This window comes from Paenibacillus sp. HGF5, from assembly GCF_000204455.1.
Lineage (GTDB): Bacteria > Bacillota > Bacilli > Paenibacillales > Paenibacillaceae > Paenibacillus_AQ > Paenibacillus_AQ lautus_A.
On record NZ_AEXS01000066.1, the window covers coordinates 38,528 to 63,087 of the forward strand.

Genomic DNA, 24,560 nt, shown 5'->3' on the forward strand with positions numbered 1-24,560 from the left:
CTTGTTACTCCTTTGTCGTATCGCTTTTTGGCGTCAGCACGTCCCCGCTGATGCCTTGTACATAGATCATTTCGCCATGATCCAGCGTAAACCGCCAGGTCGGTGCTGCCAACTGATCCTCTGTATTAAACAACTGCCCATAATAACCAAGCTGAATATCGCGCACCGCCGAATCAGGCGGGATGAAATTACGTTCGATAAGGGTTTCCAAGGCCTTCGATGCAGGGAGAACCTTCTGTTCCTCCATATCGCTGCTTGGCAGAATCTCGAATACGGGTTCGCGAAACGCATGGATCTTCTGGGCTTCGTGGATAAACTCCAACTCCACATTAAACAGCGGCCATTCCTTCTGGACCAACGGCCGGAATATGAAAACATTCTCCTTGTCTGACGGCTCGTCATGGCGATAGTTCCCAAGATCCGCAATCTTGCCTTCCAGCGCATTCCGCAATTCCTTCTCATCGGCATAAATCAGCTTCGTATCCACCGGCTGCTCCAGCCCTACGGGCTCTCCCTGGGCTTCAGCGCTGTAGATATAATTAATTTTGGGCAGCTGCGGCGTTTCCGTCGGGATCGGACTCAGCAATTGAATCCCATTCTCCTCCATCACCTGCTGGGTACTCTCGGAAAGCGAGGTGAAATCCAGATTGGAGCCGACCTGTTCGCGGTAATCCATCCAGAGCTGATAGCCCAGCACCAGATTCAGCAGCAAAAACGCGTAAATCAGAACATTTTTGGCACGGCCCCAATCCATGAATATCCCTCCTTGTGATCCAATGTACCCCGTATGATTACTCGAGTATGACAACCGAGCCGTTCTGGAGCTTTAAAGCCCATACCGGCTTCAGCAGCAGCCCTTCGCCCGTCCTCACCGGCAAATAGGCGGGATCCAGACCCGTAACCACACTCTCCTCGTAAGGCTTCAGCTTCGCTTCCAAGGCTTCGCCTCCCGTAAGCTTTACCATCTGTTTCTTCAATGAGGCCGGCTCGAGATATAACAGCGAGCGCTCATAGGAGGTTACCGTTCCCTGCTGCAAATCCAATTCCATGACGCCATATTGGAAGCCTGGCGTATTCAGGATCGGGAATCCACCGTAGTATTGCTGGAATTTTACCAGTGTCCGATCCTCGGATTCACCCGCTTTAGCCAGCCTGTATGTGCCATTCCAGCCTCCGTGCTGATTCACGAAATCGATAGCGGACAGCACATCCTTGCCGGGACTGCTCTCTCCGGATGGCGGTGCAGCCGGATCCGTATAGCTGATCCATTTCTGCCCCTGGTCTACTTGGAGGCTCCGCTTACTGTCCGTATAAATTTCGGAGCCGTCTTTTTCCCGGATGTTACGGGTGATGCTCGGGTCAAAGAACAGGCTGCGCTGCATTTGATCAACCGTATATTCGCCGATCGGCAGCTCAACACTGACCATATTCAGCTCCTTCTCGGGGGTATAGTACCGGCCATCCACCATCTTATACGGCGTCCAGCTCAGCCCGAAGTCCACCAGCTGATCCACGTCCTGTACGGTCAAATCCGCCTGGGCGGCCTCATAGACGACATCGCCCTCCGTACTGAAAAACATGACATGGATCTTCGCTTCGCCTTCTACGCTGTACAGCCACATTTTGTTGATGCTTTCCCCTTCAAACAGGGTGTCCGGGACGATCTGCATCACTCTCTGGAGCAGCGTTACCGGAATGCCCGAATCAAAGCTCAGCTCAATGCCTCGATTCTCGGAGCGAACCTTGGCCCAATCGATGTTGCTGACCATCCGCCGCTGGAAATTATCAAAGGTTCGGCCTTTAAGCCGATTATACACGAGATTATAGAACGTATCGTTCGGATAGAACACCGTATGCTTGTCTTCGCCCAGATGAATGACCATTTTGTCGGGAAAGAGCAGATTCTCGGGCTTCTCTTCCGGCCCCATCTCCTCGGTTCGGATATAGGCGTCCTTCGATTGCACAACCGAGTCGCTGCCCGGAAAACGGAAAATCAACACATAACTCTGTACCAAGCTGCCAACGACCAACAGGACCAGCAGCACGGTCTTCATTCGCTCCTTCACGCTAACACCCTCCCCTCATCGTCCAGGGGCAAGGTAAAGGTCACCGTGGTGCCCTTCTCCAATTCAGATTGAAGCGTAATGAAACCTCCATGTGCCCTGACAATTTCCCGGGCAATGGACAAACCGAGGCCCGTTCCGCCCAAATTGCGCGTCCGTGCTTTATCCACCCGATAGAAGCGCTCAAAGATCCGGTCCAGATCCTTCTTCGGAATACCGATCCCGGTATCCTTAACGGATAAGGATAACATGCCTTCCTCCGTTATGCTTGCATCCATGGTGATGGTGCCACCGTCCGGCGTATATTTAAGGGCGTTGGATATCAGGTTATCGAGAACCTGGTCAATGCCGTCCCGGTCCAGCATCGCCGTGGATACGCCCGGCTTCACTTCGATAATGGTACGAATATGCTTTTGCTTCATTTGGAAAGAGAATCGGTCCTCTACATCCTCCAGCATTTCCACGATGTCCGTCCGCTCCTTATGCAGAGCGGCCTCCTTGGAATCCAGCCGGGACAAATGCAGCAGGTCCGTCACCAGCCGGATCATCCGGCCTGTCTCATTCTGGATGACGCCGACGAATCTCGGCCCCATCTGTTTATCCTCCAGTGCGCCATCCTCCAGCGCCTCGGTATAACTCTTGATGGTTGTCAGCGGCGTGCGCAGCTCATGGGATACATTCGCCACGAACTCCCGCCGGGATGCCTCCAGCTTCTCCTGCTCGGTGACGTCCTGCAGCACGGCAATCGTGCCCGTGATGCCGATCTCCCGCCGGTGAATCGGCGTGAAGGTCACGCGCATCATGAACGGCTCACCGCCCTCGCGCGGCGTAATCTCAAGCAGCTTGGAATCATGGCCTTCGCCGCGCGCCAAAGCTTCGGATTCGGATTGTTCCAGACCCAGCAGGGACACGATATCGTGTCCTGCCAGCTCTTCCCCCTCCACGCCCAGCATTTCGCCGGCGCGCCGGTTCATCAGGATGACACGCCCCGCTTCGTCGGTTGCGATGACGCCGTCGCTCATATTCGTCAGGATGGAAGCAAGCTTCTCCTTCTCCTCTTCGTTCTGCGAGAGGGCTTCGCGCAGACGGCTGGTCATATAATTGAACGCCTGGCTGAGCTGGCCGATCTCATCGCTGCCGAATACCGGCGTTTTCTCGGTAAACCGGCCGTCCGCGACAGCCCGCGCATGTTTGGTCAGCTCCTTGATCGGATGGGTAATCGTATGCGACAGGATGACGCCGAGCACCGCGGTCAAGCCGAGGGCCAAGAGAATCCCCGATATAAAAATATTGTTGATCCGCTGCATCGTGCTGTACAGCTCGCTCATGCTGGCTACGATATATATCGCGCCGACGATTTTCTCGTTGTACATGACGGGCTTGGCCACCACTTTTTTGCGGATATTATCATCGTCGATGATGTACTCCTCATTATCCTGTATTCCCTGCAGCGCCCGGCTGACAACCGTCTGCGTATTCTTGGTGCTCACATAATCGGCGTGGGAGGGCAACGAGGTGGTCAACACCCGCCCGGTGGAATCCAGCACCTGGATTTCGGCGCCGTTCAGGTTGAACAGATTGTTCACCATGACGCGCAGGCTCTCGATCGGATCCTCTTCCGTATCATTCTCGCCGCCAAGGGTTTTGGCCGCCAGAACCGACATCAGCTCTGCGCGTTCCTGCAAGTCCTTCGTGAAGTTGCTGGTCAGCGAGTTCTTCATCGCACTCACAAAATACACCCCGATCAGCTGCATCGCGATCAGAATGAGAAGGACATAAATGATGATGACCTTCGCCTGGATGGTGCGGAAGAAGGACAGCCACTTCATTACAGGCCTCCGTTTTTCGCGCTGCGCATCAGGTAGCCCAGTCCGCGCCGAGTCAGGATATATTCCGGTTTGCTCGGGTTCTCTTCAATCTTCTCGCGAAGTCGGCGAATCGTAACATCCACGGTCCGCACATCGCCAAAGTATTCAAAGCCCCATACCGCCTGCAGCAAATGTTCCCGAGTCATCACTTTGCCGGCATTACGGGCCAAATAATACACCAATTCATATTCGCGGTGCGTCAGATCGAGCGCTTCCCCGCTTTTGTATACCATGTACATGTCCGTATCAATAAACAGCTCAAACAGCCGCAGGCCTTGTCCGCCTGCACTTGTGCCGCCTGTGTTATCCGCCGAGTTGTCCGGCTTCTGCTGACGTCGCAGATGCGCCTTCACGCGTGCGAGTATTTCTCTCGTGCTGAACGGCTTCGTCACGTAATCATCCGCCCCGAGCTCAAGCCCAAGCACCTTGTCGATCTCTCCGTCCTTCGCCGTCAGCATGATGATCGGGATCTGCAGGTTAGCGGCACGTACCTCGCGGCACACGTCCATTCCGTCTTTGCCGGGCAGCATCAAATCAAGCAGCATCAAATCCGGCCGCTGCGTGAGCGCAATCTCCACGGCGCTAATGCCGTCAAAGGCGCAGATGACCTCATAGCCCTCTTTTTCCAAGTTAAACTTTAAAATATCGGCGATGGGCTGTTCGTCATCCACCACCAGAATGGTTCCCTGCATCTTCCTGTTCACCTCATACCTTCTTAAAGAGGATGTTCAAAAAATCCCTTTTTGAACTCACACTTAAACGGTCTTCTTTACATTTTACCACACCTGCCGCCGCTACACACCCACTGGTCCCGCCATTCGGAGAGCGGCAGCGATCGCCTTTGGATTCGGAAAATCTCATCGTAAGCGGCATTCCTATTTTCCGAATTCAACAGCGACGGAGGAGGACACCGCTTGCGACACCACTGCAGACTATTTTCCCGTTCTGTCCCACCCACACCGCCTCCCCTACGGCCGTCCCGATTCAGGGGGCGGCCTCCCTTCGCAGCTTAGTCGAAAATAAGGGGATGGATCCGACAGATAAGGGAAAACGCCCTCTCCTGCAGCAAGCGGTGTCATTCGGAGAGCGGCAGCGATCGCCTTTGGATTCGGAAAATCTCATCGTAAGCGGCATTCCTATTTTCCGAATTCAACAGCGACGGAGAAGGACACCGCTTGCGACACCACTGCAGACTATTTTCCCGTTCTGTCCCACATCCCCAAACACCCCCTGTTAAAGACGCAAAGATGGCCGCCCCCGTTAAGGAGCGGCCATCTTCACTATTATGATATATGAACCAATAATGGCTTATGTCGCATTGGTTTACCTAGTATAACACAGAACTACAGATATTTCATCGGATTTTGGGCAACTCCATTTTTTTGCACTTCGAAATGCAGATGCGTTCCGGTGGAACGGCCCGTATTACCCATGACGCCAAGCTTGGACCCTTGTCCAACAGACTGGCCGTTGCCGACGGAAATCTTGCTCATATGCCCGTACAGCGTGCGATATCCATTGCCGTGATCGACAATGACGACGTTGCCGTAACCGCTCTGCTGACCCGCGAAGACCACTCTTCCGGAGGCCGCTGCCATAATGGTGCTTCCGCCAACCATATCAATGCCCTCATGGCTTCTTCCCCAGCGATGTCCGAAGGAGCTCGTAATGCGCGCCCCGCTCACCGGCCAAGCGAACATGCTGCCGCTGGACTTCTGGGTCACCGCTGCCGCTTTTTTCTTCGGTGCTACCTTGGTGCCTTTATACACAACCTCCGGCAGGGATTCCTGAACCACCTGTTGGCCTGTCCACTGCTTGGAGATAACCTTGCCGTTCTCTTTGGTCACGATGTAATCCACCGTCTTCACGCCGTCCCGTCCGGGACGGACGACCTTCCGTTTGCCCAGCGGGAGCTCGCTGCTCTTGCGAACAATCGTCTCTGGTTTGCTCGGCTGCTTCACCGACACCGTCTCCACCGTTCGGACCGTCAGCGGCGCTTCCGGCTTCGTCACCTGCAGCTCGGCCCCGATCTGAACGTATTTCTCTTCGAGTCCGGGATTGAGGGCCATGACGTCAGCAGACTTCATGCCAAATTGCTGCGCGATCGAGGAAATCGTATCTCCCTCTTTTACCGTGTACACCACCGGCTTGTCCTTCGTGCCCGTAAGCACCTTGACCGCTTCTTCCACGTCCAGCACCTTGTTCGGGTCAGCCTTCGTGTTGGCAAGCGAAATCTTCTCCTTGATGTCCACGGACTGGAGCCCGCTTGCGTCATCCTTCTTCTGGCTCGATGCCGATGCGGACGTTTTCGTGAAAGCGACTTTCTGCGTCTTCTCCTTCTGCGCAGCAGCTGGAGCGAACTTCAGCTTAGCCGCTTCGACGGCAGCCTTGGCCGTCTGTTGATCCTTCACGATCGCCACCGTCTTGCCGTCCACCTTCAGCTCCACGCCGCGGGCATATGCTGTCAGCATGCCATCCAGCTTAGAAAGCGTCTCCTCGCTGTTCACGTCCGGTTTATAGGAACGGTCGGCCTTCGTGGTGATGCCGTCGGTATGAAGCGCCATGGGCACATCAGGATACTTCTCCTGATATTCCTTCCGCTTCGCTTTCAGCAGCTGGGCAAGCTGGGCATCATCTTGAATGGTACCGATCGATTCCCCATCTACATACACATGATAGAACGGAATTGTATTCGCGTTCACGTAAGCTTTTCCGCCGGTATATATCGATCCTGCTATGAGCAATACCCCTGCCGACATCCAAATCCATCTGCGCGGTGATGTCCACCCCCGCTTTGACGGATTCGACGACATCGGGGACTCCTGATTTGAGTTGTGATTGAGGGTAGAATGATCCGCCGCTTGCTTGCGCAAGATGCTGTCCATCCACCGTTTCCCCTTAGAACCTTTCATGTCTCTCTCCTTTAAGCCTTGTCCATATGTAAGAATCCATTATTCGTTCATCTGAACGTGCTGACTTAGCATTGAATGTGACACAACCTGTCAAAAGGTATCAAAATTTTAACCTTTTCGATCTTCGTATACTTTAACATAGCCTTTACAATCATTTCAAGTTTACGAAAACAGCGAAAAACCCGCGCCCCGCGCGGGTTTCCTGATATTTTCCAGTATGGGGCTTTTGCATGCCGGTGACAAAACGGTGACAGAGCCTGCCTGAAACCCGTCATACCGTTATTCTTTGAGCATGGTGATCAGTTTATCGAATTCTTCCGGATTCAAATATTTGGATATGCCCTGCTCGATATCCGCAAGCTCCGCAGCGGTCAGACCGTCCTCCATCGCCTCGGAGATCTTCTGCATTTCCGATTGGGGCAGCTTGTTCATCAGCATGGTGAAAATCTCTTCCTTCTCCTCCGTTGGCAAACGGTCCTTCCGGTCCACGATGTCCCCCGGTGTCATGACAATCTCCTGATCTTCCAGGGAGGAGCCGCCAGACTCTGTCGTATTCGTGCCCATGACGGGCAGGGAATTATCCGGTGCCTCTTCATCGTTCGAAGTCTCCCCTGACGTTCCCGTTGATCCTGAACTCGTCTCTTCGTCCTCCTTGGCCCCTCCATTCGTTTCGGTGCCGGCTTCCGATTCCGGTTTATCGTCCGCTGCGCCCAGATCTTCGTCCAATTGGCGATTGTCCTTCGCGGCATTGACGCTGCCTGCATCCGGCTTGGTGCCGGAGCCCACGCCCAGCATGGACTTCATAATACCTCCCACCCCCATCGGCTCCGCTTCCAGCTGAATGTTAAAGCTGGATAACACCGATTGAATATAGGCATTGACGACGATGCCCGTGGTCACAATCGTAAGCGTGCTCACCAGGATGGCGGTCAAGCTGAGTTTTAGCAGCCATTTCATCCACTTCATCCGTATCTCCTCCTTCCTCATGCATGCTGCAATGACATGACGATGATTGCTTTCTTTTTCCAGTATTGACCGCTCGGTATCGCTTCAATCGTGGGGATCGCCAATTTTTCTACTTCGATTTGATATATTTCATGATTCGGTTCCTTTTCGGCCACACTACTTCCATGCGATAGAGCGCTCCATCGACCGCACCAGGGAATGTATGATACATATATAGTCATTGGAACTGCATATGAAGGAGGTCAATCTAGCAATGATTCATATATTGATCGCAGATGACGACGCGCATATTCGAGAGCTCCTGCAATATCATCTTCAAACCGAAGGATACACAGTATTAACTGCATCTGACGGGGAAGAAGCTTCTGTCCTTTTGGCGGAAGAACAGGTTCACCTGGCTGTCGTGGATGTCATGATGCCGAACAAGGACGGGTATCAGCTCTGCGAAGAAATCCGGCGTTATTATGATGTTCCCGTCATTCTGCTGACCGCCAAGGATCAGCTTGTAGACAAAGAGAGAGGTTTTGCCGTAGGCACGGATGATTACTTAACCAAGCCGTTTGAACCAAGGGAGCTGCTGTTTCGAATCAAAGCCCTGCTGCGGCGGTATCAAATGGTCAGCGCAGACAAAATCCGTCTGAACGAAACAACCATCGACCGCAAAAGCTACGAGGTTCAAGGACACGGAAAGGTACTGATGCTGCCGATGAAGGAGTTTGAGCTGCTCTCCCAGCTTGCGAGCTATCCGGACCGGACGTTCTCGCGCGAGGAGCTGATTCAGCTCATCTGGGGAACGGATTTTGACGGAGATGACCGGACCGTTGACGTTCATATCAAACGACTCCGGGAACGCTTCGCGGACCGACGCGGCGATTTCCGGATACGGACCATCCGGGGCGTAGGGTATAAATTGGAGGCGGCGCCGAAGTGAAAACCCTCTATTCGCGCATCGTCCTCACCACCATCGCCATCATGGTGATCAGCAGCTTGATTGCTTTTGTGCTGTCTAATCTGTACTACCAGTACAATCTCAAGCCCTTTAACGATCAGAAGGTCACCACCATGGCCAAGGATATCGGGGACTTTTATGACAGCCACCCGGAGACGGACATCCATGATTATCTCCATCACATCGGACAGCTCGGTTATCAATTCTATTTGGTAAACGATCAAGGCAAGGAGTGGTTCTATGGCGGCATGTTCCGTGAACAGGACCTTTCGCCCGAAACGGTGCGGCAGGTGCTGAACGGGAAGGTGTACCATGGCATCGCGGAGTTTCCGTCGGAGCTGTTCATCACCGGCTTTTTCGACAATGTCCTAAGCAACTCCATCGGCATCCCCATACAGGTAGAAGGCAGCCCTCACGCACTCTTCATCAGGCCCGATATTACCGTCCAGTTCGGGGAGATGCGTATCTTCTTCTCCATCATCATGGTCATTGCCATCCTGCTGAGCATCCTGCTTGTCGGCATTATTACGCGCTATATCGTGAAACCGATCGTGAAGTTAACCGAGGCCACCCAGAGCGTGGCGCAGGGCCAATATGACATTAAGCTGAACGTTACCCGGCGGGACGAGCTGGGGCAGCTTGCGGACCATTTTTCCCAGATGGCTAAAGGGCTAGCGCAGTTGGAGCAGATGCGCCAGGAGTTTGTATCCAATGTCTCGCATGAAATCCAGTCGCCGCTGGCCTCCATTCAGGGCTTCTCGCAGACGCTGCAAACGAAGCGCTTGTCCGAGGAACAACAGCAGCATTACTTATCGATCATTGAGGCGGAGAGCCGCCGGATGTCCCAGCTCAGCAAACAGCTGCTTATGCTGGCGTCCCTGGATAAGGAAGAAAATATTCTCGATAAATCCACCTTCGACGTGGCCGAGCAAATCAAGCAGGTGCTGTTCCACACCGAATGGAGCTGGCGCAGCAAAGATTTGACCATCGATATGTCGCTGCCGCCGACCTATGTCTATGGCGATCAACAACTGCTGCATCAGGTATGGACGAACCTCATCACCAACAGCATTAAATTCACCGTACCTGAAGGCGCCATCTCCCTGCGTGTGATCGAACACAACACACAATGCCGCATCGAGATCTCCGATACGGGCATTGGTATTCCGCCAGAGCACCTGCCCCACATCTTCAACCGGTTCTACCGCGTGGATGAGGCTCGCGACCGCTCCGAGGGCAGCAGCGGATTGGGTTTATCCATTACCCAGAAAATTGTCGAACTGCATGGCGGACGTATTGAAGTCACGAGTCAGCCTGGAAAGGGAACCACCTTCACCGTGATCCTCCCTCACGTATAATGCAGCCTAATCTCAAGTTCATGCTCTGTTCATAATCCATTCCTATACTTGGGGCATATCCCGCAGAGATTAAAAACCGAGGGATGTGCTGCTTAATGATTAGGAATGGAGATGGGAAACATGTTTCTTGCACTGCGTGAACTTCAGCATGCGAAGCTGCGCTATCTGCTGATTGGCTTCATTATGGTTCTGATTGCCTGGCTCGTTCTGTTCGTCACGGGATTGGCCCAGGGGCTCTCCTCCGATAACGCCTCTTCCATACAAAATATGAAAGCCGACTACCTGGTGCTTCAGGAGGGATCCGATCATCGGATCAATCGTTCCGTACTAACCGGCGAGATCTGGAACGAAGTGCAGAGCCGCCCGGGTGGAAACCCGGCCACTCCGCTCGGCATACGCATGAACACCTTGACCAAGGAAGGCTCCGCAGCCAAATTCGATGCAGCTTTTTTTGCCATTGATGTGGAGAGCATGCTGGCACCCCGAGTCGTTGAAGGCACCATGATTAGCAATACGGATGCCGACCTTGTGATGGCCGACCGCTCCTTGAAAGAGGACGGGTACCAGCTGGGCGACCGGATCGTGGATCAGGCTACAGGCGCCACATTTACGATTGCGGCCTTTACGGAGGGACAATCCTTCAGTCATGCCCCGGTCATTCACATGAACTTTGAGGGATGGAAGACGCTTCAATCAAACCCGGCAAAGCTAGCGCCTATCTATAATGCCATCGCTTGGAAAGGAACTCCGGAACAGAAGGAGGCCTTGGCCCGGGACGTATCCGGCATCGAGATTATCACGAAAGAGGAAGCCCTGCAGGGAATTCCCGGTTTTCAGGAGGAGCAGGGTTCACTCATCATGATGATTGTGTTCCTGTTTGTGATCGCAGCCTTCGTGCTGGCCGTGTTCTTCTACGTCATGACGATTCAGAAAATGAATCAGTTCGGCGTCCTGAAAGCCATCGGCGCGGGGACCGGCTATCTGGTGAGGAGTCTGATCTTTCAGGTCCTGACCCTTACCATCGTCAGTCTTGCGATCAGCATCGGCCTGACGTATGGGGTTTCGCTCCTATCGTCCGGCATCGTGCCCTTTTCGTTAACGCCTTCGGTCGTTCTGCTCTGTTCCTTGCTGTTCCTGGCGGTTTCCCTGATGGGATCGCTATTGTCGCTATATCGGGTCATCAAGATCGATGCAATCGAAGCTATCGGGAGGGCTGCATAATGACATCATCCAAGCTGTTGATGGATCAGGTGAGCAAAGAATTCGGTGACGGTGACACCTCCGTTAAAGTACTGGACAACATTTCGCTGGATATCAAGGGTGGGGAATTCGTCGCGGTGGTCGGACCCTCCGGTTCGGGCAAAAGCACCTTTCTCTCCATTGCAGGGGCACTGCTATCCCCTACCCGGGGACGAATATGGATGGGCGATCAGGAGGTCACACGGCTCCCCGCCAAACAAATGAATCAGCTGCGGCTGCGCCATATCGGATTTGTCTTTCAATCCTCCAATCTCATTCCGTATCTGACGGTCCGGGATCAGCTGCTCTTGATGGCCAAGCTGGCAAACCAGCAAGGCCAGGAGCCGCAGCGGCGGGCAGATGATCTGCTTCACCGGTTGGGCCTGTCGCATCGAAAGTCTCGTTATCCCGAGAGCCTGTCCGGCGGCGAACGGCAGCGGGTTGCCATTGCCCGGGCATGGATGAACGATCCGGAGCTCATATTGGCAGACGAGCCGACGGCAAGTCTGGATTCCGAGCGCGGCCGGACGGTCGTTCAAATGCTCGCCGATGAGGTGAAGCTGCGCCGGAAAGCTGCTATCATGGTCACGCATGACAAGCGCATGCTGGATCTATGTGACCGGGTCGTCTATATCGAGGACGGCAAGCTGTCCGAACGGCCGCAGCCGATTGTGTTGTAGCACGACAAAAACCGGATTCATCCCTAGGCAGCCTAGTCGATGAATCCGGTTTTTTATTATGCTGGACCGCCGTGTACCTTGTCCAGCGCTCAAGAAGGCCATACGTCTATTCGAAGGTTCGTATGGCTTCTGTCCCCCCTACATGGATCTGACTGCATTCATCCGCTGTTTTTAGCCCCAATTCCAAATGATCAGCGTGCTGCCCTCTATGTCTATCTCCATTATAGGGTGGATGGGCGAATGACTAGGGGATAATATTCTTTAGCTGAAGGGACAAATTCTTCTACCTATTGACCAGCGATGGTATGCTCGAAAGCCATCTCCTAGCCCGGATCTTTCACAGCCATAAAAAAAGCCCGCCGAACCCTATCTTCGGCGGGTGTATTTCACATATCTTAAGGTTGAACTTTCACTCTCTCTATTCTTGGTCCAACGCTTGATTACTTCTCGTAAATCGGCAGCACTTGATTCGTCTGCTCCCGGTTGCGGCCTACGGAGAAGATGGCAATCGGAATGCCGGTCAGTTCGGATACCCGCTCAACATAACGGCGAGTGTTCTCAGGCAGATCCTCCAGCGTCTTCGCGCCGGTAATGTCTTCGCTCCAGCCTGGCAGCTCTTCATAGATGGCTTCGCATTCGGCTAACATTTTCAAGCTGGCCGGGTAGTGCGTAATCTCCTCACCGCGGAATTTATATGCGGTACAGATCTTCACGGTTTCCAGTCCGCTGAGCACGTCCAGCGAGTTCAGGGACAGGCCGGTAATTCCGCTTACGCGACGGGCATGGCGCACAACTACGCTGTCGAACCAGCCTACGCGACGAGCACGCCCGGTTACCGTGCCGTACTCATGTCCTTTTTCACGGATATATTCGCCGATTTCATTATCCAGCTCCGTTGGGAATGGTCCGTCTCCTACACGCGTCGTATAGGATTTGGCCACGCCGATGACTTGTTGAATCTTCGACGGCCCTACGCCGGAACCGATGCAGACGCCGCCTGCAGAAGGATTCGAAGACGTAACAAACGGGTACGTACCTTGGTCGATATCCAGCATGACGCCCTGAGCGCCTTCAAACAATACCTTTTGATTCTCATCGATGGCATCATTCAAGACAACGGAAGTGTCGCGCACATATTTACGAATAACCTCGGCGTACTCCAGGTATTGCGTTAGAATCTCTTCAACATCAAGCGCTTCCCCGCCGTACACTTGGGTAATCACTTGGTTCTTCTCCTTCACCAGATGGCGAAGCTTCAATTCGAACTCTTCCGCATCCATCAGATCTGCGATCCGGATGCCGTTGCGTGCCGCTTTATCCATGTAGCAAGGGCCGATCCCCTTGCGTGTTGTACCGATTTTGTTCGGACCTTTGCGGTCCTCTTCCAGAGCATCCAATACCATATGATAAGGCATGATAACATGAGCACGATCGCTGATTACCAGATTGTCCGTGCTGAACCCGTTATCATGAATATAATTAATCTCTTCAATGAGTGCAGCCGGATTAACGACCATACCGTTACCGATTACACAGGTTTTGTCTTTATAGAATACTCCGGATGGAATCAAGCTAAGCTTGAATTTTTTACCGTCAATCAGAATGGTGTGGCCGGCATTGTTGCCGCCTTGGTAACGGGCTACCACGTCGGCGCTTTCCGCCAAATAATCCGTGATTTTCCCTTTCCCTTCATCTCCCCATTGTGTTCCCACAACGACTACCGTTGACATATTCATTCCTCCGCCCGGGCTGTTACACCCTTATGATTTCGCGTAACACTGATGAAATAAAACTATGCATGCTGATTAAGTTCAACCTCACTGCACTAAAGCAGCAATACCAGTGTAACAGTCCCCATTTTTAAAGTCAAATATAAAAACGAACAATCGCACATGAGTGTGTACGATTGTTCGGAATTAGGACGAGTTTATGGATTGATAACCGTATTATTGGGGAACTGCCATAAGAAAAACGACTGTCGAAATACTTTCTCAGAAGACAGACCGCGGTTAGAGGAAGTTTTTCTTGCGATATCAGGAAGGCTCAAGCTTCGAAGTTTATACTTGATATCTTAAGAAATGCCCTTAACTTACAGCAGCGGCAGGTATCCGCCTGATCTTTCGAACTTTATTAAAGCAGCCTCGTATTTCGTTATGACACCAAAGAACTTCGGCCATCTGTATTGTCGTTACCCGGCCGCAAAGGCATCGGCATGCGTTCGCTCGTAATTGACGAATTTATTAAAGTTCTTCAGGAAGACCAATTCCACTGTGCCTACTGGACCATTACGCTGTTTGGCAATGATGATCTCGATAATATTCTTCTTCTCGGTTTCCTGATTGTAATAATCATCCCGGTATAAGAACGCAACGATATCGGCATCCTGCTCGATCGAACCGGATTCCCGCAGGTCACTCATCATCGGACGCTTGTCCTGACGCTGCTCAACGCCCCGGCTGAGCTGTGACAGCGCGATGACCGGCACTTCGAGCTCACGGGCAATTTGTTTGAGCGTACGCGAGATCTCGGATACCTCCTGCTGCCGGTTCTCTCCGGGCTTGCCTCGCCCATGAATGAGCTGGAGGTAATCGATCAGAATCATGCCGAGCCCCTTCTCTTTTTTCAAACGGCGGCATTTCGCACGGATATCGGCTACCGTGACGCCAGGTGTATCATCAATGTAAATCTCCGCTTCGGATAGAGCGGCAATGCCCATCGTGAGCTTGGACCAATCCTCGTCACCTTTGAAGTCGCCGTTTCGCATCACGCCCGCATCGAGGTTTGCCTCGGCACAGATCATACGCTGAACGAGCTGCGGCGCCGACATCTCCAGACTGAAGATGGCTACCGTTTCTTTGGCGCGAATGGCCACGTTCTGGGCGATATTCAGTGCGAAGGCCGTTTTACCTACGGAAGGACGAGCCGCCACGATAATCAAGTCGTTGCGCTGGAATCCGCTTGTCATTTTGTCCAGATCCACAAAGCCGGAAGGAATTCCTGTCGTATTCCCCCGGTTCTGATGAAGGACCTCCACCTTCTCGAAGACTTCCATCAGCACGTCACGGATCGCAATAAACCCGCTGCCCGTGCGTCGATTGGAGATCTCCAGAATGCGGCGCTCCGCCTCGCTGAGCATACCGGATACATCTTCTCCTCCGGTATAGCCTTCACTGACAATCTGCGTTGCCGTTCGGATCAAACGCCGCAGCATCGATTTTTCTTCGATGATTTGGGCGTAATAATCCACGTTCGCAGCCGTCGGGACGGCATGGGCCAGCTTCGCTAAATAGCTGACTCCACCGATCTCTTCCAGCTGTCCTTTATCTTGCAGAAGAGATGTAAGGGTCACCAGATCGATCGGTTGATTGCTTTCCCCGAGCTGCACCATGACCTCATAAATCATCTGATGTGATTTATCGTAGAAGTCCTCAGCCTGCACCCGCTCCATCGCCGTGATCAGCGCTTCACTCTGCAGCAGAATGGCACCCAGCACGGCCTGCTCTGCCTCAAGGTTCTGCGGGGGGACCCGATCGAAATAGAGTTCTCCTCCCATATTACTCCTCCGTAATTTGAACCTTGAGCGTCGCCTTGACGTCAGGATGCAGCTTCACCGGAACCTGGGTAACGCCCAGGCTGCGGATCGGATCGCTAAGCTCAATTTTGCGTTTATCGATTTTGATCTTCTGTCCTGCCAATGCTTCCGCAATTTGTTTGCTGGTAATGGCGCCGAACAGACGACCGCCCTCTCCAGCCTTGGCTTTCAGGACCACCGTCATCTCTTCCAGCTTCTTGCCGAGGACCTGCGCCTCTTCCTTCTCCTGAGCCTTGCGCTTCTCCTCGGAGGCCTGCTGCTGCTCCAGCGTTTTCATGTTCCCGTCGGTAGCCGGACGAGCAACTCCCCGCGGAATCAGGAAGTTTGTTGCGTATCCTTCCGAAACTTCCTTCACTTCGCCTTTCTTGCCTTGACCCTTCATATCTTTTATGAAAATGACTTTCATTCAAATAACCCCTCTTTCGCTTCGATGTCCTTCAGTACCTCCATCAACTTCTCCTCGGCTTTCTCAGGCGTCGTATCCAGTTGTACTGCGGCGTTCGTTAAATGTCCGCCTCCCCCGAGACGTTCCATAATCATCTGAACATTCATCTTGCCCATCGAACGGGCGCTAATGCCAATCTTGCCGTCGGTGCGCTCGCTAATGACAAAGGATGCCTGCACATCCGTCATATTCAGCAGCATATCCGCCACTTGAGCGATGAGCAGCTGCGGCATGGGCTCCCCGCTCTTCGCCACCGCGATAGCGATATGGTCAAATACCATTTTAGCATGTTTCACGATTTCTGCCTTCGCTATAAATTCTGTCAGATCTTCCTTGAGCACCCGCTGAATCATCATGGTGTCAGCTCCGTGACGCCGCAGGAACCCGGCCGCCTCGAACGTTCTCGATCCCGTGTGGAGGGCAAAATGCTTGGTATCCACCGTAATCCCTGCCAGCAATGCCGTCGCCTCAACCGGAGTAAGGGATACCCGGTCGTGAATATACTGCAGCACCTCCGTCACCAGCTCGCAGGTTGAAGAGGCATACGGCTCAAGATAGATCAGCACAGCGTCATTAATAAATTCTTCGCCGCGCCGGTGATGATCCATCACGACCACCCGGCTTGCGCGATGAACCAGCCTCGGCTCCATCGTCATGGAGGCTTTATGGGTATCCACGACAACGAGCAGCGTGTGCTCCGTCATCATCTGCATCGATTGTTCGGTCGAGATGAATCGGCTCATCAAGGCTTCATCCTTGCGGACCTCTTCCATAATCCTCGAAATGGACGGATTCATTCCCTCCATCACGATATAAGCCTCGACTTTATACATTTGGGCTGCTTTCAGGATGCCGATCGCAGCGCCGACCACGTCCATATCCGGCAGCTTGTGGCCCATGATGATCACTTTGTCGCTCTCCTGCATCAAATCGCGCAGCGCATGGGAAATGACTCGCGCTCTTACGCGCGTTCGTTTCTCTACCGCGTTGGATTTACCGCCATAGAAGGAGAGCCTTTGGCCGGCTTTGACAGCGGCCTGATCTCCGCCCCGGCCCAGTGCCATATCCAAACTGGATTGGGCAAGCTGCCCGAGCTCCGTGATATCGTCTGAACCAAAGGCAAGACCGACGCTTAGCGTAAGCGGTACCTTCAGATCGGCCGTCATCTCCCGGACTTCGTCCAAAATGAGAAAACGGCTGTTCTCCAGTGCATCGAGCGACCTGTGGTTCAGCATCATCAAATAACGGTCCGAGGAGAGCCTCCGTAAGTAGACATTGAACTCCCGGGCCCAATTCGTAATCTCGCTGGTGACCTTTGCAATGAGTGCCGTTCGCTGTTGATCATCCATCCCCTGCGAGGCCTCATCGATGTTATCCATCATGATAATGCCCAAGGCCAGCCGCTCATCCTCGTACCGCTGCCTGAGGACCGCCAGCTCGGTGATCTCATCCAGATAAATGAGTCGCTCATCCGGAATTACCGTAGCTCCATAGAACTTATCCTCATGGGAAATCTCCAGCCGAATTTCCTTCGGCGGCTTCTCTTTGCTATCCTTCTTCTCCTGGATTTCCTTTAGCGCTGTCACCAGCTCGGGGAACAATTCCTGCAATGAAGCGCCGACCAGCGGCTGTTGAGGAAACATATTGACTACGAATCGGTTATGCCATTCCACGGTCTTATCCTCGCTGTACAGCACAATGCCAAATGGCAGCACGCTGACCGCTTCGCCCTCGACCCGCTGAATCCGAAACGACAGATCTCCGATATAATCCACCAGCTCGCGGCGAAACTTCATCTCCGCCTTCAGCATCGCGTAGCCGCCTACCACCGCAAGCAGCAGCCCGACCAGCCCCAGAATCGTATTGTAGAACGACAGAAAAATAACAAGCAGAAGCACCAGCGCAAACGCCCAGACGGTATGATAGCCGTGCCAGCGTTTCTGCAGAAATTTAGGCATGACTCATCACCCTATCTTTTGTTTTTACTAAATGCCTGACGAAGCGGGAACGCCAGATCCAGGATTCCGATAATCATTGCCGGCGGAAACAAAACAATCGGTATGGCCGTCAAAAGCGGCGCGATGGGATGCCACTTCCGCTCGTGTGCCAGATAATAGAAGAAGCTCAGCGCTTGAATCATGAAGCAGATCTGCAGCAACGGCGTAGCGTTGGCTACTATCATCTTCATGAAGGTATTGTCCGAATTGACGGTTGCTATGTTGATGAAGAAAATGAGCAGGTAGTACCAGATCAGGGAACGCGGGAGCATCCATTCTCTGGCCGGCTTCAGCCGCGGCACGGATAGACCCATGCTGTTAAGGGTGGGCCGTGCCAAAGCATGCGTGACCACCGTCATAAGGAACGAGCTGATAATCATCGCGAACGGAACCAAACGCATCGTTTGATCTTTAATGAGTTGTGTATCGAGTTCGGTGCCAAGGAACTGGCCGCCCAGGCCGCCTTCAACCCCCATCTCGGTAAGCGGAGCGGTTGTCATCTTTACGATCTCATCCACATATTCCGACAGATTCAATTGGAAGAAGGCCGTGCTGATCATCAGCAGAACAAGCAGTTCCACCAGCATGACGGCCATGCCATACTTCAACACCTGCATGGCTGCCTTCCGTTTCCGGTATAAATACCCCATCACGATCCCCGGAATCGCAAAATAGATCGCGAGCAGTAAATAAATGGGATGAATCAGGAGCGCAATCAGCCACACCGGCACCACATGCATGATAAATGATTTTGTATTCAAAGCCGTAAACAGAATCGCAACCGGCAGAACCAACAAGAAAGCCGTTACGATCGAAAAGGGTGTGAGTAGTGACAGCAGCAGCAGCAAATATACAACGCTCCATACCGCCGTAGTCCAGCGCAATTTCAATATGTTCACCTCTTACGCAAATGTTCTTCGAGCGCGGAAATATCCTGGTACCAATCCTCCAGCTGATGTCCTTCCTGCTTATGCTTTTTCAATTTCTCCAACAAGAGATCGTCCAAATCCCGATAGGTCAAGCCGAGCCTTCGGCCCAGTATGTAGGAGCTCATCATCAGGCTTGCCAAACTGTCTCCAACCTTTGTAGTGCTGCCTTCCCATAGAGCTTTGAATAACCGGGATACATGATCAATTACTTCGGTTTTAAGCCATTCAATCACTTTGGCGCGTTTCGCTACATCCAAGTCCTTCGGCATATTTGGCATATCCATCTCTCCCTGAAAACAGCTTTATTCTCCATTATAGCATAAAAAAAAGCCGCCCACACAAAGGCCCCGGGGCACCCTGTCCAACCTTAGTCCCCATGGCAGAGATAACTTACCTTCTCTTTGTACTCCAAACGGCTCCCGGTTATTCCCCTGCATGCTGACTGCTGCCCCGCTTCTATAGAAATAGGACGTGTTACCCACGATGTCTCGTGGTCCCACGCCCTTTGTTGTTTGCGTTCCTACATGATTATGTTGCCCCTTGGGATTCCATCGTCTCCTTGGAAACAAAGCGTTCACAGTACTCGATGATAAGGCTTCTGCGGACAATCCCGATAAATCGGTTCATGTCGTCCACCACAGGCACAAAGTTCTGTACCTTGGCCAAATTAATCAGATCCTCCATCCGGGCATCGATCGATACTGGCTTGATATCCATGCGGAACGGAACATCCTTCAGCAAAAATTTCGAAGCGTTCTCAAAAGTGATTTTGCCTTCCGAGTTCTTCATATGCCATAACAGATCGCCTTCGGTTACGGTGCCTGCATATTGACCGTTCTTATCCAGCACGGGCACCGCCGTGTAACGGTGAAACTCCATCCGTTCCAGCGTCTGCCTAAGCGTGGAGTCCAGCGTTAAACAAATCACTTCCTGCTTCGGTAATAGAAAAAAAGCGATATTCATAATGCATTATCCTCCTTATGACTCCAACCTCATGGAATCATGTTAAGTAACCTTCCTGATCCAAAAGCTTGGTATGCAGGTTACTCCTTCCCCTATCCATACTCATACATACGTTAACTCCGTCGTTTCGATTCCCTTGTATAGGGCACAAAATCAGCAGCCAGGCAATCCGGACTGCTGATTGAGATGAAGCAACGTACTATGACATCATCCGGATGTACCGGTGTTTATGTTATTGCAATTTCTGTTTCTCTGCATCTTTAGGCTGCAGCAGCTGGTCTGCCGGCGTATCCGGGTTCATCCAGTTGTCGATTAGATCGCGGGCTTCCTGCACGTCCTCCATGTCGGCCTCATTATAATAGATGCCGTTAATTTTCATGCCTTCTCCCATGATCGTATAACTGGTCATATCCACTTTGCCTCCGGTCAGCATCTGCTTCGCCAGGTCAATAATGAATTTAGGCTGCATATCGGTCTGAAAATTATCTCCCATAATCTCGATCAGTTCAGGCACCTTGCCGATCTGATCCAGCTTCATGACCCGCTTAGCCGCTACATCCAAAAATACTTGCTGTCTCTTCGCCCGATTAAAGTCGCTATCTTCACGATAACGGACATAATTCAAGGCTTCCTCGCCATTGTAAATCGGTTTGTTGGCTTCAATCGTGAACTTCTCATGATCCCTGCCTTTGTTGACGATATCCTTGCGGATCGGCAGCTCGACGCCGCCAAGGGCGTCAACGACATCCTTCAAACCTTGAAAATTAATGGAGGCATAATAATCAAGTTCCTCATCGAAAAATGCTTCCATCGTATCTTTCGCCATTTGATGACCGCCATATGCAAACGCATGGTTGATCTTGTCTTTCTTGTCCTTGCCGATAATATCGACGTACGTATCCCGCGGTACCGAGATTAGGAGCACTTTCGACTCCATGGGACGCACAACCGCATAAATCAACGTGTCCGAACGGGCCGGCTCGTCTTCCCGTTGGTCGCTTCCCAGCAGCATGACCGAGAACGGCTTGCTCTGGAGTACGACCGGCTCAGGCGTCTTGTCGCTCTGGAGCGGCTTATACGATTTCTGTAACGATTCCTCTACGTCCTTTGCCATAAACAGATCAAATGCCACGACCGCAAGCTGCGTTCTGAACAGAAATGCGGAAGAGCCCAGCAATATGACAACAGCGAGCGTAATATATAATGATTTCCTCTTCATGAGTTCAATTCCTTCTTTATTATAAAATAAATTAATGGATAAGTCAGATCGTTAAAGGTCTTTGCTTGCACCCTAAGCTGCTTGGCTCACCCTCCTCTCTTATTAAACGGGAACTCCTCCCGTTGACTCACTTCATACTAGTAGGCCAGTTATAACACATCATCTATTGTAAACCAGAATATTGTCAAATGTGAACCCTTCACGGGCAGTTCTATAAATCTACCAAATCCTCATGGATCCGTTAAACCGGTCTGTTCTCATGCTGAAGAGCGGCTGCGGTTCCCAAATATTGGAACCAGTCGTCCAGCCGCTCTCTCCACGTCAAGGTCTTGGAAAATCCGTAATCGAACAGCTTCCGCGTCTCTTCAAACCTTGCTTCTTTGGATTCGGTACCCATGACAACGGCAATAAGCCGGCTGCCTTGCTTCTCGGCTGTTCCCGTAAAGCAGTACCCTGCATTCGCCGTGTACCCTGCTTTTAATCCATCGGTGCCTTCGTAGGAATAAGGGCCGCCAAGCGAGGGCAGCATCCAATTGGTGTTGCTCAAATATAAATTGCGTCCGCTTATCTTCGTCTGCGTTTTGCTGGAAGTGCTTAGAATATCCGGGTGGCTTCTAATGAGATGCGCGGCTAGTTTAGCCGTATCTTCTGCGGTCATTACCGTTTCTCCATCCGAGGACCAGGCATGACCATTGGCGGTGCCCTGCTCGACGCCTGATGCGTTCACGAAACGGGTCGCGCTGGATAGGCCAATCTCTTTGGCCTTGGCATTCATCTTCCGGACGAACGCTTCCTCGGAGCCCGCAAAATGCTCGGCAAGCGCCACGGACGCATCATTGGCCGAATAAACCGTTATGCTCTGGAACAACTCGCGAACCGTCAAAATTTCGCCGGACTTCAAGGCGATTTTAACGCCTCTGACATCGCTTGCGGTATCGCTTATCTTGACTTCATCGTCCCAGGATCTCTTCCCGGTCTTAATGTCATCCAGGATAACCAATTCGGTCATCAGCTTGGACATGCTAGCAGGCGGTAAGGGTAAATCGCCATTCTCGCTGAGCAAAATACGCCCGGTATTTAAATCCATTAAGACGACGGCTCGCGCGTCGACCTTCGGTTTAAACCCCGCTCGTTCTATATTTCCTATGACAACCGCCCCTATGGGGACGATAATTAGCAACATCATGACCAGCCAAAGCCACCGTTTTTTCATAGAATTAGCCCTCCATAGTTATAGACGGTTGAAAGAGGCATTTGGTCTGCTTTTTTTTGAATTTTCTGTTTAGAAATTTTTGTAAATGAAACGAGCGTGTCCGAAAAACGAAAAAGACCTCCAACCGTCCGCAGACGATAGGAAGTCCTTCTATGAATCTGTAAATCTTAATCATCACGCTAATTGTTGTCAGAAAACCTGGATATGAAGAGTCCTATTAAGCGTAGTGACAAGCAACAAAGTGATCATTACCTACGTTGCGGTATTCCGGCACTTGCTGTTTGCACAGGTCCGAAGCCAGCGGGCAGCGTGTGTGGAATTTACAGCCTGAAGGCGGGTTCGCCGGGCTTGGAATGTCGCCTTTCAGTACGATCCGATCGCGCTTCAGCGTTGGGTCCGGTACCGGCACGGCAGACAGCAATGCTTTCGTATAAGGATGCAGCGGGTTGCGGAACAGCTCTTCCTTGCTTGCCATTTCTACCATCGATCCCAGATACATTACCCCAATTCGGTTGCACAAATGCTCTACAACACTGAGATCATGAGAAATGAACAAGTAAGTCAGCTGCTTCTCGCGCTGCAAATCACTCAGCAGATTGATGATTTGCGCTTGAATCGATACATCCAGTGCAGATACCGGCTCATCCGCGACGATAAAGTCGGGATTCAGAATCAACGCGCGGGCAATCCCGATCCGTTGACGCTGACCGCCGGAGAATTCATGCGGATACCGATCGTAATGATAGGCGGCAAGGCCGCAAATTTCCAGCGTTTCAATCACGCGGTCTTTAAGTTCCTTACGATTAACTAACCCATGGTCAATGAGTGCTTCGCCGATGGCTTCGCCCACTTTGATTCTTGGATTCAGCGAGCTGAATGGATCCTGGAATACGATCTGCATCTTCGGACGCAAGGCACGCATCTTCTCCTTGGATAAGGAATGGATGTCGGTACCATTGAAGATGACTTTGCCTTCCGTTTTTTCCAGCAATCGAAGAATGGTTCGTCCAATGGTGCTCTTGCCGCAGCCGGATTCACCTACAAGTCCAAAGGATTCCCCTTTGTTGATGGTAAAGCTGACTCCGTCAACGGCCCTTACATTGCCCACGGTTCGTTGAAATACGCCGCCGGTGATGGGAAAGTATTTCTTCAAACCGTCTATTTCGATCAGTGCTTGACTCATTAGGCTTTCCCCTCCTCTTCATACAGCCAGCAAGCGACCTTATGGCCGTTAGGATCCGTACCGAGCGGAGGCGTTTTCTCCTTGCAGATCTGCATGCAGAATTCGCAGCGATCATGGAAATGACAGTTGTCTCCAAGATCTACCGGGTTAGGCACTTGTCCCGGAATCGAATACAAACGTTCTTGCGTCTGATTAATGACCGGCTTCGCTTTCAGAAGACCTTTGGTATATGGATGCTTCGGCTGTTTGAACAGCTCGATGACCGGAGCTTCTTCTATGACTTTGCCTGCGTACATAACGACAACATAATCCGCCATCTCGGCAACAACGCCAAGGTCATGCGTGATGAGCATAATCGAAGTGTTGAGTTTACCCTTAATGTCTCGCATCAAATCCAAAATCTGGGCCTGAATCGTAACGTCAAGCGCGGTTGTAGGCTCATCCGCGATCAGCAGCTTCGGATTACAGCTGAGGGCAATCGCGATCATGATCCGTTGGCGCATACCGCCGCTGAGTTCATGCGGATAAGAGTCGAAAATCTTCTCCGCACGCGGGATTCCAACCAAATTAATCAGATCGATGGCGCGTTGTTTTGCTTCTTTACGGTTAACGAGTTGATGAAGCAGGATCGGCTCCACAATCTGCTCCCCGATCGTTAATACCGGGTTGAGCGAGGTCATGGGTTCCTGGAAGATCATGGCGATATCATTGCCGCGAATCAAGCTCATCTCGCGCTTGCTCATCTTCAGCAGGTCCTTGCCTTCATACAGGATTTCTCCCCCTACCGGAGGCGTATCGATCAAACGCATAAGAGACATGGCTGTTACGCTCTTGCCACAGCCCGACTCACCCACCACGCACAGTGTTTCACCTTCACGGATTTTGAAGCTTACATCGTCGACGGCTTTCACGGTGCCTGCGGAGGTTTGAAAATGCGTTTTTAAATTGCGGAATTCTACTAATTCTTTTGCCATATTCGCATCT

The 24,560-nt window shown here is 52.1% G+C and carries 21 protein-coding genes; 4 read left to right on the forward strand and 17 right to left on the reverse strand.

The window, feature by feature from the left end; translation table 11 throughout:
• Positions 1-4 precede the first annotated feature (4 nt).
• The 6 genes from yycI to HMPREF9412_RS10685 all read right to left on the reverse strand — a co-directional run bounded on the left by yycI (position 5) and on the right by HMPREF9412_RS10685 (position 7,809).
• Positions 5-754, reverse strand: coding sequence for a two-component system regulatory protein YycI (yycI, locus tag HMPREF9412_RS10660; RefSeq protein ID WP_009591504.1), 750 nt, complete (start codon positions 752-754; stop codon positions 5-7).
• 37 nt (positions 755-791) lie between these two features.
• A complete protein-coding gene (locus tag HMPREF9412_RS10665) occupies positions 792-2,066 on the reverse strand; it encodes a YycH family regulatory protein (RefSeq protein WP_009591532.1) in 1,275 nt (424 codons plus the stop codon).
• Entirely contained in the window at positions 2,063-3,892 is a 1,830-nt protein-coding gene (gene walK / locus HMPREF9412_RS10670; RefSeq protein WP_009591510.1) for a cell wall metabolism sensor histidine kinase WalK, read from the reverse strand. Before walK ends, HMPREF9412_RS10665 begins: the two co-directional genes overlap by 4 nt.
• Entirely contained in the window at positions 3,892-4,623 is a 732-nt protein-coding gene (gene yycF, locus HMPREF9412_RS10675; protein ID WP_009591483.1) for a response regulator YycF, read from the reverse strand. The genes walK and yycF overlap by 1 nt, the downstream gene beginning before the upstream one ends.
• Positions 4,624-5,274: 651 nt before the next feature.
• On the reverse strand, positions 5,275-6,843 hold the full coding sequence (locus HMPREF9412_RS10680) for a peptidoglycan DD-metalloendopeptidase family protein (protein WP_009591464.1): 1,569 nt from the start codon (positions 6,841-6,843) through the stop codon (positions 5,275-5,277).
• A gap of 279 nt (positions 6,844-7,122) precedes the next feature.
• Complete coding sequence (locus tag HMPREF9412_RS10685) at positions 7,123-7,809, reverse strand: hypothetical protein (protein WP_009591454.1); 687 nt, start codon at positions 7,807-7,809, stop codon at positions 7,123-7,125.
• A gap of 253 nt (positions 7,810-8,062) precedes the next feature.
• Here HMPREF9412_RS10685 and HMPREF9412_RS10690 point away from each other — a divergent pair, with 253 nt between their 5' ends.
• From HMPREF9412_RS10690 to HMPREF9412_RS10705, 4 genes are all read left to right on the forward strand, one after another.
• Positions 8,063-8,740 (forward strand): response regulator transcription factor, encoded by a 678-nt coding sequence (locus HMPREF9412_RS10690; protein WP_009591488.1) that lies wholly within the window; start codon positions 8,063-8,065, stop codon positions 8,738-8,740.
• Positions 8,737-10,116 (forward strand): sensor histidine kinase, encoded by a 1,380-nt coding sequence (locus HMPREF9412_RS10695; protein ID WP_009591514.1) that lies wholly within the window; start codon positions 8,737-8,739, stop codon positions 10,114-10,116. The genes HMPREF9412_RS10690 and HMPREF9412_RS10695 overlap by 4 nt, the downstream gene beginning before the upstream one ends.
• A 120-nt stretch (positions 10,117-10,236) precedes the next feature.
• Entirely contained in the window at positions 10,237-11,337 is a 1,101-nt protein-coding gene (locus tag HMPREF9412_RS10700; RefSeq protein ID WP_009591513.1) for an ABC transporter permease, read from the forward strand.
• Positions 11,337-12,035, forward strand: a complete 699-nt coding sequence (locus HMPREF9412_RS10705) for an ABC transporter ATP-binding protein (protein WP_009591547.1) — start codon at positions 11,337-11,339, stop codon at positions 12,033-12,035. The genes HMPREF9412_RS10700 and HMPREF9412_RS10705 overlap by 1 nt, the downstream gene beginning before the upstream one ends.
• Before the next feature lie 440 nt (positions 12,036-12,475).
• On the opposite strand, the gene HMPREF9412_RS10710 is transcribed toward HMPREF9412_RS10705, so the two are convergent.
• The 11 genes from HMPREF9412_RS10710 to HMPREF9412_RS10760 form a co-directional block, all read right to left on the reverse strand.
• Entirely contained in the window at positions 12,476-13,765 is a 1,290-nt protein-coding gene (locus tag HMPREF9412_RS10710) for an adenylosuccinate synthase (protein ID WP_009591501.1), read from the reverse strand.
• 458 nt (positions 13,766-14,223) lie between these two features.
• Positions 14,224-15,588, reverse strand: coding sequence for a replicative DNA helicase (gene dnaB, locus HMPREF9412_RS10715; protein ID WP_009591500.1), 1,365 nt, complete (start codon positions 15,586-15,588; stop codon positions 14,224-14,226).
• A gap of 1 nt (position 15,589) precedes the next feature.
• On the reverse strand, positions 15,590-16,033 hold the full coding sequence (gene rplI / locus HMPREF9412_RS10720) for a 50S ribosomal protein L9 (protein ID WP_009591490.1): 444 nt from the start codon (positions 16,031-16,033) through the stop codon (positions 15,590-15,592).
• Positions 16,030-18,030, reverse strand: coding sequence for a DHH family phosphoesterase (locus HMPREF9412_RS10725; RefSeq protein ID WP_009591530.1), 2,001 nt, complete (start codon positions 18,028-18,030; stop codon positions 16,030-16,032). Before HMPREF9412_RS10725 ends, rplI begins: the two co-directional genes overlap by 4 nt.
• A gap of 11 nt (positions 18,031-18,041) precedes the next feature.
• A complete protein-coding gene (locus HMPREF9412_RS10730) occupies positions 18,042-18,959 on the reverse strand; it encodes a DUF2232 domain-containing protein (RefSeq protein WP_009591515.1) in 918 nt (305 codons plus the stop codon).
• Positions 18,960-18,964: 5 nt separating this feature from the next.
• Entirely contained in the window at positions 18,965-19,267 is a 303-nt protein-coding gene (locus HMPREF9412_RS10735) for a MazG-like family protein (protein WP_175320760.1), read from the reverse strand.
• 259 nt (positions 19,268-19,526) lie between these two features.
• Complete coding sequence (locus HMPREF9412_RS10740; protein ID WP_009591456.1) at positions 19,527-19,961, reverse strand: CBS domain-containing protein; 435 nt, start codon at positions 19,959-19,961, stop codon at positions 19,527-19,529.
• A gap of 232 nt (positions 19,962-20,193) precedes the next feature.
• Positions 20,194-21,180 carry an LCP family protein gene (locus HMPREF9412_RS10745; protein WP_009591478.1) on the reverse strand — a complete coding sequence of 329 codons (987 nt, stop codon included), beginning with the start codon at positions 21,178-21,180 and terminating at the stop codon, positions 20,194-20,196.
• 241 nt (positions 21,181-21,421) lie between these two features.
• A complete protein-coding gene (locus tag HMPREF9412_RS10750; protein ID WP_009591486.1) occupies positions 21,422-22,393 on the reverse strand; it encodes a D-alanyl-D-alanine carboxypeptidase family protein in 972 nt (323 codons plus the stop codon).
• A 217-nt stretch (positions 22,394-22,610) separates the two neighbouring features.
• Positions 22,611-23,576, reverse strand: a complete 966-nt coding sequence (locus HMPREF9412_RS10755; RefSeq protein WP_009591536.1) for an ABC transporter ATP-binding protein — start codon at positions 23,574-23,576, stop codon at positions 22,611-22,613.
• Entirely contained in the window at positions 23,576-24,550 is a 975-nt protein-coding gene (locus tag HMPREF9412_RS10760; protein ID WP_009591511.1) for an ABC transporter ATP-binding protein, read from the reverse strand. The genes HMPREF9412_RS10755 and HMPREF9412_RS10760 overlap by 1 nt, the downstream gene beginning before the upstream one ends.
• Positions 24,551-24,560: the final 10 nt, after the last annotated feature.